Here is an 11,042-nt window from a genome sequence, read left to right on the forward strand (position 1 = left end):
GGATTGGCATCACTCTTCTTATAGCTTTTCTTCTGCTCTTTCTGATATGTTCCGTAGGGAATCAGAGGTGTTTTCTCCAGGTCATCAACGATAAAGCTATAATTTTCTTCACTTCCATAACCTGCATCTGCGACAATGTGTTGAAAGAGTTCTAAGGTTTGGATGGATTGAAGAAAAGGCTTGAGTGTACGAGTGTCAGTTGGATTCGGAAACAGTCCGTAAGCCAAGGCAAACTGGTTGTTTGTACCAAGTTGAAGGTTGTAACCGGGTTTGAGCTGACCATTTTTCATATGATCCTCTTTCATCCGCATGAATGTTGCATCGGGATCCGTTTTAGAGTAGGAGTTTCGCTCTTGTAGAATCTGCTTATCTCGTTCGTACTTCTGTTTCCGAACAAGACAATCCTCTTTCAACTTTCTCTTGAGTTTCTTAATTCTTCTTCGTTTCTGTCTGTTGGCTGATCCACCTTTAATGGATTTAGGCTCTTGTGAGATAGCTTCTTCCACCTCATCCAATACTTGTTCTGTCTCATGGAGGAGTTGTTTGAGTCCCTCGCTAGTGAGGCATTCTTCCTGGGACAAGGCAGTATTCACCCCTTCTTGAACTAGATTGTCATAGAGGGCTGAAATACTTCCATTCAAGGCATCTTCATAGCGTTCAACGGCCTTTTTCCACGTGAAAGAATACTTGTTGGCATCAGCTTCTACCTTGGTCCCGTCAATGAAGAGAGCCTCATCTTCAATCAATCCATTCTCTCTGAGAAGGAGGGTGAAGTAGATGAAGGCAGTTTTGATGAGCTGATTGGCATGTGTGCTAGCCCGAAAACTGTTTATGGTCCGATAACAGACATAGGTATCCTGACTCAGCCATTTCATAGGAATGACTTCTTCATTCATTTGAACGATTTTCCGACCAGAGAATACCTGACGAGCATAGGCGAACAGGGTCATTTTGAGCAACATGGCTGGATGAAAGGCAGGACGACCTGTGTGGGAAGTTTCTTCCAATAGAATGGATAAAGGAATAGTATCCACAAACTGACTAATCAGACGAGCCTCGTGAGTAGCAGGTAAATCCCAAGCAAGATTTAATTCCAAACTTAACTGATTTGTGTTATACTGTTTATACATTTTCATGCCTTTCTAGTTGTTTTGTGGTTATTATAATTATAAAGCATGAAATGGAAAACGAGCAACTCCTAATTGGAATTGCTCGTTTTTTTATATGCGAGAAGCTAGTTTTTGCCCAGCCTCTTTTCGTATTATTCTAAAACAAGCTTAGTTTTGATGCCGTCTATATCGACAAAGGCTGCAGAACTATTCATTCTTTCTATCTTTAAGTTTGCAGCGGAGGCGCGTTCCAAGGTTGCTTCAAAAGCTTCTGGATTGGAATAGATGACCGTATAGTAGGCAAGTCCTGGCATGCCTTCAGTTCGTGTTTGGAGATGTTTGCCACCCCATTCATTGACAGCCAGGTGGTGATGGTAGTCGCCTGAGGCTAGCCAGGCTGCAGATGGGACCGAGAATTTATCCTCGACAGCTAGGACCTCTTGGTAAAATCGGCTAGAAGCGGCGCTTTCTCGAACGGACAGGTGAATATGGCCCATGCGACTGCCAAGCGGCATCTGATAGACTGCGTCAGCTTTTTTTCCTAAAGCATAGATCGTTTCAGCATCCATAGGCTCAGTAATGCCGACGATGCGGCCGTCTGGGCGGACATCCCAAGTGTCTTGAGGCAGGTCGCGGTAAATTTCGATGCCGTTACCTTCGGTGTCGGCTAGGTAAATGGCTTCGCTGTAACCGTGGTCGCTGGCGCCTTGGAGGGGAATCTTATTGTCGATAAAGTGGCGGAAAATGGTGCCTAAGTCCTCTCGGCTAGGTAGGACAATGGCCAAGTGGTAGAGTCCGTAACTTTGGTCGGCATCTCCGTCTTGAGCTGTTCGGATGAGGCGAACTAAGATGGTCTGACCGACGCCGAGGTCGATTTGGTTTTGACTTTCCGTCAAAATTTGCAGGCCCAGTACCTGCTAGTAAAACAGGCTTTGGAGTTCCAGATCGCGGACGTTGAGGGCGACATGGCCCAGTTCAAATTGGGAATTGTACATGGGAATACCTAGCTTTCTGATACAATTTATAGGAATTTTCGAGTTACTTAGTATCTTTTGGTGAACTAATATGTAACGAATAGACTTTTGAAAATTGATTTTTATCTCATAGCTTTCTCAACAAGTGCGCTATCTACGATTTGGATAAAGTGTGTAATTCTATTTTCAGCATTAAAATCGTAAATATGGACAAAGTCTGCTTGGAAGGATTTCTCAGTAAGGTTGTAGGTCCCCTTGTAGTAGCCATAGACCATGACACGGTTTCCTGAAAAGGCGTAATCAACAGGTGTGGCACTATAACTGGTCCATTCAGAACCTAGTCTTGCATGGACGTTTTCAATCACTGCATCTGGACCGATATAGGTACCAGCATAGGGAAAGCCTGCAGCTTCTGTCCAAGAGATATCAGCAGCCAAATGGCTTTTGAAATCTTCTATTCGACCTTGAGCAGTAGCTAGATAAGTTTCTTCTAAAATATTTTTATATAATTGATTTTTTGACATAGGTATTTTCTTTTCTATTGAGCAACTGCCTCTTGGAAATTTTTTTCCAAATCGTCTACTGTACGAACTTTATTGATAAGATTAAAGAAGTTTCCGTCTTTTTCGAGTAACAAGGTTGGGAAAGAGGTTACCCCCATTTCATATGCCTTGATAAAGTCTGGGTGTAGACTTTCTGGTTGTTTCAAGTTGCTTGATAGTTCTTCCATAGCCTTTGTAGGTAACTGATAGCTACCGATTAGGCTGGTGTAACTGTCTGCTTGACTGAGGTCTAACCCATCTTCAAAAAATAATACTTGAATATCTAATGTCAGCTGAGCAAGCTGGTGTGGTTCAACATAGTTTTTCAAAACGGAGTAGGCTCTAGCAGGACCAAGGGAGTCCATGATAAAGTTCGTATCCTTAAACAATTGATTGTAGTTATCGCCAAAAGACATTTGGTAATAGCTTTCGATTTGTTTGTTGATGGTCTGTGCCTGCTGGAAATCAGCCATTTTCTTTTTGTTATCTCCGACAAACAAGCCTCCGTTAATGACCTCTATTTCTATGTCAGGATGGTCTTGCATGAATTTTGTGAAAATGTGGTTAAAGCCGTAGGTCCAACCACAATAAGCATCGATGATGTAATATAGTTTCATTTTAATTTTCTTTCATCTTATTTTCTTGGTTTTTGATTAGAATTTAGCATTGCTTTTGGAAGTTTTGGAATCTTCCTCAATTGGCACAATAACATCCCAGAGTTCTGCAATTTTATCATCTTCAACTCGATAAAGGTCATAGAAGGATGTCTATTGACCTGTAGAGTCTAAGCTTCTAACAAAGCTTGAGCTTGAGCTTGCAGACCAGCGATAGCTTCCTCTGACAATACCAACTGTCCATTTCCCCATGCTTCTGGGTTGACGGTAGTCCCTGTAAACTCACCAACCACTTGCATACGAACAAACGGTAGGAGTGCATGGTAGCTAGCGAACATTTGGTCATGTCCAGCATTGGCAACAGATGATACAGTAACAATTTTGTCTTGTAGTGCAGATGGGCCACGTGTTTCTGACAAGTCTAGGGCACGGCTGAGCCAGTCAATCAAGTTCTTTACAGTACCTGGAATAGCAAAGTTGTAAACTGGTGAGAAAATCCAAATAGCATCTGCAGCCATAATCGCATCGCGTGCAGCTTGGACAGCTGGCAAGACTGGTGTTTCAAAATCTTGGTTCATAAGCGGAATTTCTTTATAGTTAAGATAAGATACAGTTGCTTGACCTTCTAAGATGCTTTCAGCCTGTTTAGCCATTTGGTGGTTGAATGAACCTTCACGTAGTGAACCGACGATAAATAGAATGTTTTTCATGATCTTATACCTCTAACAATTTTTTCTTCCCTGCTCTCGCAGTTTATGGTATTATTGTAACAGGTACTAAAAATAAAACAAGTACGATTTTTTTGAATAGTCACTATCTTTTTATAAAGTAATGCGTAGTATCAAGGGAAAATAAAGGAGAAATTATGGCAACTTTCACACACCATACAGTTCCAGAGTGTCCTTATGTGACCACTCAGAGTGTCTTATCTGGGAAATGGAGTATCTTATTACTACATCATATCGAAGAAGGTCCCATTCGGTTTAATGAATTGCATCGTCGATTGACAGGGATTTCCCAAGCAACCTTGACCAAGCAGTTGCGTCAGCTAGAAGATGATGGTTTAATCACTCGGAAGGTTTATGCACAGGTTCCGCCAAAAGTGGAATATGAACTGAGCGAGATTGGTCAGGAATTTAAGTTGGTTTTGGAGCAAATTGAAGTTTTCGGCGATAAGTACATCGAATTTGTCAAAGCAAAAAAATCTGAATGAGTTCGTAGCTCATTCAGATTTTGTCTTTTATAGTTCGTCATCCTTAACTGCATTTAACCAATCGGCAGCAGCCTTGGCTGTGCTTTCAAGGGCACCTTCTTTGAACGGTGATTGGAGGTTTGCGGCTTCAACCACTTGCAAGAAGGACTTGGTACCACCCAAATCACAGATGCGGATGTAGTCTTCCCAAGCATTTTCATCGTGATCTACCTGCGTGCGTTTCCAGAATTGGAGGGCGCAGACTTGGGCCAAGGTATAGTCAATGTAGTAGAATGGGCTGGCAAAGATATGCCCCTGGCGGTACCAGAAGATACCACGGTTGAGGGCTTCTGACTCAGAATAATCACGGTCTGGCAAGTAGAGGTCTTGGAGTTTTTTCCAAGTCGCCTTACGTTCTGCTGGTGTCATCTCTGGGCGTTCATAGACTTCGTGCTGGAAGTGATCCACCAAGACACCGTAAGGCAAGAAGAGAAGGGCACTTGCCAAGTGGGTAAACTTGTACTTATCCACCTGTTCCTTGAAGAAACGGTCCATCCATGGCCAGGTCATAAATTCCATAGACATGGAGTGGATTTCACAGGTTTCATAGGTTGGCCAGACAACTTCTGGACTTTGGATCCAACGGGAACGATAGACTTGGAAGGCGTGACCTGCTTCGTGGGTCAAGACATCAATATCACCGCTGGTACCGTTGAAGTTGGAGAAGATGAATGGGCTCTTGAAGTCAGGGATATAGGTACAGTAACCACCGCTATCCTTGCCAGTTTTAGCAACTAAATCAAGTAATTCATGTTCAACCATAAAATCGAAGAACTCGCCTGTTTCTGCGGACAATTCACGGTACATGTCTTGGGCCTGATTGACGATAAAATCTGGGTCGCCTTGTGGCACCGCATTGCCGTCTAAGAACTCAAGATTGAGGTCGTAGTGTTTGAGGCTTGGTACCTGCAAGCGTTTTGCTTGGCGTTGACGAAGATTTTGTACAATCGGTACGATATGCTTGAGGATTTCCTCACGATAAACCTTGACCATGTCACGATTGTAATCAAAACGGTTCATCTTGAGATAGCCGTATTCTACGTAGTCCTTGAAGCCAAGTTTGTGGGCGATTTCCGTGCGGACCTTGACCAACTCATCGTAAACACGGTCAAAATCAGCTTCCTTGCTTTCAAAGAAGGCAGTTGTGGCAGCAGATGCAGCCTTGCGGACCTCGCGGTCAGTTGATTGACCGAATGGCCCCATTTGCGCCAGGTTGTAAGTCTGACCTTGGAAATCAATCTCTGCACCAGCAATCAGTTTACTGTACTCATCGGTCAATTCATTTTCCTTTTGGAACAAGGGAATCACATCAGACGAGAAGGTCTTGAGCTTGTTTTCTGCCTGCATGAAGAAGGTTTGAGGCAAGATGTCTGACAGTTCTTCCTTGTAAGGCGTCTGGACAATGACACGGTAGTAGTTGGTGGTCAATTCTTCAAAGAGTGGCGAATATTCATTCCAAAACTTGGTTTCTTCATTGTAGAACTCATCGTTCATGTCGATAGTATGACGGATCATCCAGAGGTTGTACTGGGTATCGACCAGGTTGAGTAATTTTGTAATGGCTGCCACAAGTGTACGAGTTGTTTCCAAATCGCTAGCCGCAGCCAACTGGTCTGTCAGGTCAGAAAATTGAGCTTTGATAGCTTCATAATCTGGACGAACATAGGTATAGTCTGAAAATTTCATATGTTTCTCCTTTTGTATTGCTACCTTCTATCTTACTCTTTTTGAAAACGTTTGGCAAATCCTGACTCGTCCATGTTCACATTGGGCTTTGTTTATGGTAAAATATAGGAGATTATTAGAAAAAATGAGGTTGTAGACATGTCTAAATTTTTAGTTTTTGGTCACCAAAATCCTGATACAGATGCCATTGCATCATCATACGGCTGGGCTCACTTGGAGCGTGAAGTGTTTGGTCGTGATGCGGAAGCAGTTGCACTTGGAACGCCAAATGAAGAAACAGCGTTTGCGCTTGACTATTTTGGGGTTACTGCACCGCGCGTGGTTGAGTCTGCTAAGGCAGAAGGTGTTAGCCAAGTCATCTTGACTGACCACAATGAATTCCAACAATCAATCGCAGACATCAAGGATGTGGAAGTGGCAGCTGTTATTGACCACCACCGTGTCGCAAACTTTGAAACTGCAAACCCATTGTACATGCGTTTGGAGCCAGTAGGTTCAGCATCTTCAATCGTTTACCGTGCCTTCAAAGAAAATGGTGTGACGCCTCCAAAAGAAGTAGCTGGACTTCTCCTATCAGGTTTGATTTCAGATACCCTCTTGCTCAAATCACCAACCACTCATGCAACAGATCCACAAGTAGCAGCTGAATTGGCTGAAATTGCTGGCGTGAACTTGGAAGAATATGGCTTGGCACTCTTGAAAGCAGGAACCAACCTTGCCAGCAAGTCAGCAGAAGAATTGATTGACATCGACGCAAAAACCTTTGGTTTGAATGGCAATGATGTCCGTGTGGCCCAAGTCAACACAGTGGACATTGCAGAAGTCTTGGAACGCCAAGCAGAAATCGAAGCAGCTATGACAGCAGCATCAGCAACAAATGGCTACTCTGACTTTGTTTTGATGATTACAGACATCGTTAACTCAAACTCTGAAATCCTTGCCCTCGGTAGCAACATGGACAAGGTGGAAGCGGCCTTCAACTTCAAGTTGGAAAACAACCACGCCTTCCTTGCAGGTGCCGTTTCACGTAAGAAACAAGTGGTACCACAATTGACGGACGCTTTCAACGCTTAATGAATTTTTCCACCGACCTCGAACCAGAAGTCGGTAGGAGGCCTTACCTAGCACCTTCGGGTGCTTTTTTTCATTATCGTCATTTAGTTTATCTTTTATTACGTCGACGATCGAGGGAAGAAGGATAAGCAAAAAGAGCGAGGAGTAATCCGTCGCTCTTTGTTTTATAATTTTATTTGCGTGTTTGTCTCAATTTAAATTTCTTTTTTAGTCCAACTTGAACCAAACGAAAACCGATGAGGCCTGTAGCACTTGCTAGTGCGAGGGCAGGAAAAACAGGGATATCTAAAGCTAGATAGATATAGCTAGCAATAACTGTAATTAGGCTAAATAGAACAATATTCACAAAGAACAAGAGTTCATTGATGCGTTCTTTTTTTGCATTTTTTACCTGATAGGCTTGAACAGTTGTGTTTTTCTCTTTCGGGATAGACTCTTCGTACTGGTATTCTTGGGACTGATAGTGTCTTAATGCCATATCGTCTCCTTTTCTGCTTCTTAAGCATATCATAACATTTATAAAATTTTATGTCAGCAATATTACAATATGGTTACAAGAAAAAATGAGAAAAGTCTGAACATTAAAATGCTGGTGGTGACTTACCAGACATATCTCTTTTTGATATAATTATCTTTATGGGAAAAATTATCATTACAGCAACAGCTGAAAGTATTGAACAGGTCAAGGAACTGCTTGCGGCAGGGGTTGACCGCATTTATGTTGGTGAAGCTGACCATGCTCTTCGTATTCCGACAAACTTTACTTATGATGAGTTACGGGAAATAGCAGAGCTGGTCCATGGTGCAGGCAAGGAACTGACTGTTGCCGCAAACGCCCTTATGCACCAAGACATGATGGACAACATCAAGCCATTTATGGACTTGATGAAGGAAATCAAGGTGGATTATCTGGTTGTAGGCGATACAGGTATTTTTTATGTCAACAAGCGAGATGGTTACAATTTTAAGCTGATTTACGATACCTCTGTCTTTGTGACTTCTAGTCGCCAGATTAACTTCTGGAAGGACCATGGGGCTGTTGAGGCCGTTTTAGCACGGGAAATTCCGTCGGAGGAACTCTTTGACATTGCTAAAAACTTGGAAATCCCTGCGGAAATCTTGGTTTATGGTGCTTCGGTTATTCACCATTCCAAGCGAACCCTGTTACGGAATTACTATAATTTTACCAAGGCTGATGAAACTGACTTGTCACGTGGACGTGGTCTTTTCTTGGCTGAGCCGAGCGATCCAGATAGCCATTATTCAATTTTTGAGGACAAGCATGGTACCCATATCTTTATTAACAATGACATTGATATGATGACCAAATTGGCAGAATTAGATGAGCATGGCTATCGTAACTGGAAGTTGGATGGTATCTATTGCCCAGGTCAAAACTTTGTTGAAATTGCTAAGCTTTTTGTTCAAGCAAGAGATTTGATTGAAAAAGGCGAATTTACTTATGATCAGGCCTTCCTTTTGGATGAACAGGTACGCAAACTCCACCCAGCTGAACGTGGTTTGGATACAGGTTTCTACGAATTTGACCGTAATAAGGTTAAATAGAGTTTACTGTACTTTATTGATTTGTGTCTTTTAACACTAAATTCCCCATCTGACTGGTGTGAGCGAATATGCTTGATTTCCAACTCACTTGGAAAATTTGCCTATCATTTTTATAAATCATCTATATTGCAAATAGAGGAGATTGTACATTATGTCAAAAACATTAAAGCGTCCCGAGGTCTTGTCACCTGCTGGGACTTTGGAAAAATTAAAGGTAGCCATTGATTATGGTGCCGATGCTGTCTTTGTCGGTGGTCAGGCCTATGGTCTGCGTAGCCGGGCTGGTAACTTTACCATGGACGAGATGCGGGAAGGGATTGAATATGCCCATGCCCGTGGTGCAAAGGTCTATGTAGCGGCCAATATGGTCACCCATGAAGGAAATGAAGAAGGGGCAGGAGCCTGGTTCCGTGAATTGCGGGATATGGGCTTGGATGCCGTTATCGTATCTGACCCGGCTCTTATCGTTATCTGTGCCACTGAAGCACCTGGTCTTGAGATCCACCTGTCCACCCAGGCTTCATCGACCAACTATGAAACCTTCGAGTTTTGGAAGGAATTGGGCTTGACTCGTGTCGTTTTAGCCCGCGAAGTGACCATGGAAGAGGTGGCTGAAATCCGCAAACGGACAGATGTTGAAATCGAAGCCTTTGTTCACGGTGCCATGTGTATCTCCTACTCAGGTCGTTGCGTTCTCTCCAACCACATGAGCAAACGCGATGCCAACCGTGGCGGCTGCTCCCAGTCTTGCCGTTGGAAGTACAACCTCTACGACCTACCTTTCGGCGAAGAACGTCGCTCCATTAAGGGGGAAATACCAGAGGAGTTCTCTATGTCTGCGGTGGATATGTGCATGATTGACCATATCCCAGATATGATTGAAAATGGGGTCGATAGCCTGAAAATCGAAGGCCGTATGAAATCTGTCCACTACGTGTCAACCGTGACTAACTGCTACAAGGCGGCGGTCGATGCCTATCTAGAAAGTCCAGAAAAGTTTGAAGCGATCAAACAAGACTTGATTGACGAAATGTGGAAGGTTGCTCAACGGGAATTGGCGACAGGTTTCTACTACAGCCCACCGAGCGAAAACGAACAGCTTTTCGGTGCCCGCCGTAAGATTCCAGAATACAAATTTATCGCCGAAGTAGTGGCCTTTGACAAGGATGCTATGACTGCAACCATTCGCCAACGCAATGTCATCAACGAAGGTGACCAAGTAGAGTTTTACGGACCAGGTTTCCGCCACTTTGAAACCACTATTCAGGACTTGCATGATTCAAATGGAGAAAAGATTGACCGCGCCAACAAGCCGATGGAACTCTTAACTATTAAGCTGGACCGTGAAATCTATCCTGGTGACATGATTCGTGCCTGCAAGTCAGGTCTTATCAACCTCTACCAAGAAGATGGACAGTCATTGACTATTAGAGCATAAAATAAAAGGCTGAAGTTCAGCCTTTTGTTTGTTTTTGGGAGGTTTTTACACTTTCTGGAACCAGGGTGATTTTCTTAATATCTTGGATATTGATAATGCTGGTTACCCGACGTTTGAAATTTTTCATGATAATCCGTTGGCGTTCCTTATCGTATTTGACAATATCGCCTGTAAAACTGCGGTCGTTATAGATAACATGAATAGCCGCTTTCTTGTAGAGGGCTAGTTCTAAATTGTTCTTAATTTCTTCCTTGCTGTCAGGCTCAATAGTCTTAGGAGCTTTGCTATTGCCCAAAAAGATATTGACCTGCTCTAAAATAACTTCCAAAAATCTCTTCATGGCATTATCCTTTCAAACTTGCTATAATTATAGTATCCAATTTTCGCAAAAATGACAAGTTTTTTCGAACAAATAAGTGAAGGAGGTAACAAATGGCAGAATTTACATTTGAAATCGAAGAAAAACTCTTGGTCCTATCTGAAAATGATAAGGGCTGGACCAAGGAACTCAATCGTGTATCATTTAATGGTGCACCAGCCAAGTATGATATCCGTACCTGGAGCCCTGACCACACTAAGATGGGCAAGGGGATCACGCTCAGCAATGAAGAATTCCAAGTGCTTTTGGATGCATTTGCTAATAAATAAAAGAAGCCTAAGCGAAAAAGGCTTCTTTTTTCTACCATTTGTCAAGTCCATCAAGGTATTTGACGAAAAATATTTTGAGTCTCGAAATCCAAATATGGAAATTATTTTATTTTGGACTAAAGTTTAGTGTAAAAAGTGT

12 protein-coding genes and 1 pseudogene are annotated in these 11,042 nt (G+C 42.8%); 5 read left to right on the top strand and 8 right to left on the bottom strand.

Features of this window, described 5'->3' with window-relative positions:
* From C1G57_RS02055 to C1G57_RS02075, 5 genes and pseudogenes are all read right to left on the bottom strand, one after another.
* On the bottom strand, window positions 1-1,130 hold a 1,130-nt coding region (locus tag C1G57_RS02055), incomplete at its 3' end, for a transposase (RefSeq protein ID WP_105113547.1).
* Window positions 1,131-1,261: 131 nt separating this feature from the next.
* Window positions 1,262-2,104, bottom strand: a pseudogene (locus C1G57_RS02060) (VOC family protein).
* Between the two features lie 101 nt (window positions 2,105-2,205).
* A complete protein-coding gene (locus C1G57_RS02065; protein ID WP_105113548.1) occupies window positions 2,206-2,607 on the bottom strand; it encodes a nuclear transport factor 2 family protein in 402 nt (133 codons plus the stop codon).
* A 14-nt stretch (window positions 2,608-2,621) separates the two neighbouring features.
* Window positions 2,622-3,242 carry a thioredoxin gene (locus C1G57_RS02070; RefSeq protein ID WP_105113549.1) on the bottom strand — a complete coding sequence of 207 codons (621 nt, stop codon included), beginning with the start codon at window positions 3,240-3,242 and terminating at the stop codon, window positions 2,622-2,624.
* Between the two features lie 167 nt (window positions 3,243-3,409).
* Window positions 3,410-3,949 (bottom strand): NADPH-dependent FMN reductase, encoded by a 540-nt coding sequence (locus C1G57_RS02075; protein WP_105113550.1) that lies wholly within the window; start codon window positions 3,947-3,949, stop codon window positions 3,410-3,412.
* 155 nt (window positions 3,950-4,104) lie between these two features.
* Between C1G57_RS02075 and C1G57_RS02080 the strand changes: the two genes are divergently transcribed.
* Window positions 4,105-4,452: a winged helix-turn-helix transcriptional regulator gene (locus C1G57_RS02080; protein WP_105113551.1), complete on the top strand. Its 348-nt coding sequence runs from the start codon at window positions 4,105-4,107 to the stop codon at window positions 4,450-4,452.
* 27 nt (window positions 4,453-4,479) lie between these two features.
* Here the strand turns inward: C1G57_RS02080 and C1G57_RS02085 are convergent, their stop codons facing one another.
* On the bottom strand, window positions 4,480-6,177 hold the full coding sequence (locus C1G57_RS02085; RefSeq protein ID WP_105113552.1) for a M3 family oligoendopeptidase: 1,698 nt from the start codon (window positions 6,175-6,177) through the stop codon (window positions 4,480-4,482).
* Between the two features lie 138 nt (window positions 6,178-6,315).
* On the opposite strand from C1G57_RS02085, the gene C1G57_RS02090 reads away from it, so the two are divergent.
* The gene (locus C1G57_RS02090; protein ID WP_105113553.1) at window positions 6,316-7,251 is read left to right on the top strand and encodes a manganese-dependent inorganic pyrophosphatase; all 936 of its coding nucleotides are present in this window, start codon (window positions 6,316-6,318) and stop codon (window positions 7,249-7,251) included.
* A 172-nt stretch (window positions 7,252-7,423) separates the two neighbouring features.
* On the opposite strand, the gene C1G57_RS02095 is transcribed toward C1G57_RS02090, so the two are convergent.
* A complete protein-coding gene (locus C1G57_RS02095; protein WP_105113554.1) occupies window positions 7,424-7,729 on the bottom strand; it encodes a DUF3270 domain-containing protein in 306 nt (101 codons plus the stop codon).
* Between the two features lie 158 nt (window positions 7,730-7,887).
* On the opposite strand from C1G57_RS02095, the gene C1G57_RS02100 reads away from it, so the two are divergent.
* A complete protein-coding gene (locus tag C1G57_RS02100; protein WP_105113555.1) occupies window positions 7,888-8,817 on the top strand; it encodes a peptidase U32 family protein in 930 nt (309 codons plus the stop codon).
* A 151-nt stretch (window positions 8,818-8,968) separates the two neighbouring features.
* Window positions 8,969-10,255: a peptidase U32 family protein gene (locus C1G57_RS02105; RefSeq protein WP_105113556.1), complete on the top strand. Its 1,287-nt coding sequence runs from the start codon at window positions 8,969-8,971 to the stop codon at window positions 10,253-10,255.
* Window positions 10,256-10,271: 16 nt separating this feature from the next.
* On the opposite strand, the gene C1G57_RS02110 is transcribed toward C1G57_RS02105, so the two are convergent.
* Window positions 10,272-10,595, bottom strand: a complete 324-nt coding sequence (locus tag C1G57_RS02110; protein ID WP_105113557.1) for a hypothetical protein — start codon at window positions 10,593-10,595, stop codon at window positions 10,272-10,274.
* A 92-nt stretch (window positions 10,596-10,687) separates the two neighbouring features.
* Between C1G57_RS02110 and C1G57_RS02115 the strand changes: the two genes are divergently transcribed.
* Entirely contained in the window at window positions 10,688-10,903 is a 216-nt protein-coding gene (locus C1G57_RS02115; protein WP_004194749.1) for a YdbC family protein, read from the top strand.
* Window positions 10,904-11,042 lie beyond the last annotated feature (139 nt).

It is taken from the genome of Streptococcus suis, assembly GCF_002960425.1.
Lineage (GTDB): Bacteria > Bacillota > Bacilli > Lactobacillales > Streptococcaceae > Streptococcus > Streptococcus suis_S.

What these genes read in the sequence shown, in the direction of transcription:
- C1G57_RS02065 (WP_105113548.1), bottom strand. Translation starts at nt 2,607, where the DNA reads ATGTCAAAAAATCAATTATATAAAAATATTTTAGAAGAAACTTATCTA.
- C1G57_RS02070 (WP_105113549.1), bottom strand. Translation starts at nt 3,242, where the DNA reads ATGAAACTATATTACATCATCGATGCTTATTGTGGTTGGACCTACGGC.
- C1G57_RS02075 (WP_105113550.1), bottom strand. Translation starts at nt 3,949, where the DNA reads ATGAAAAACATTCTATTTATCGTCGGTTCACTACGTGAAGGTTCATTC.
- C1G57_RS02080 (WP_105113551.1), top strand. Translation starts at nt 4,105, where the DNA reads ATGGCAACTTTCACACACCATACAGTTCCAGAGTGTCCTTATGTGACC.
- C1G57_RS02085 (WP_105113552.1), bottom strand. Translation starts at nt 6,177, where the DNA reads ATGAAATTTTCAGACTATACCTATGTTCGTCCAGATTATGAAGCTATC.
- C1G57_RS02090 (WP_105113553.1), top strand. Translation starts at nt 6,316, where the DNA reads ATGTCTAAATTTTTAGTTTTTGGTCACCAAAATCCTGATACAGATGCC.
- C1G57_RS02095 (WP_105113554.1), bottom strand. Translation starts at nt 7,729, where the DNA reads ATGGCATTAAGACACTATCAGTCCCAAGAATACCAGTACGAAGAGTCT.
- C1G57_RS02100 (WP_105113555.1), top strand. Translation starts at nt 7,888, where the DNA reads ATGGGAAAAATTATCATTACAGCAACAGCTGAAAGTATTGAACAGGTC.
- C1G57_RS02105 (WP_105113556.1), top strand. Translation starts at nt 8,969, where the DNA reads ATGTCAAAAACATTAAAGCGTCCCGAGGTCTTGTCACCTGCTGGGACT.
- C1G57_RS02110 (WP_105113557.1), bottom strand. Translation starts at nt 10,595, where the DNA reads ATGAAGAGATTTTTGGAAGTTATTTTAGAGCAGGTCAATATCTTTTTG.
- C1G57_RS02115 (WP_004194749.1), top strand. Translation starts at nt 10,688, where the DNA reads ATGGCAGAATTTACATTTGAAATCGAAGAAAAACTCTTGGTCCTATCT.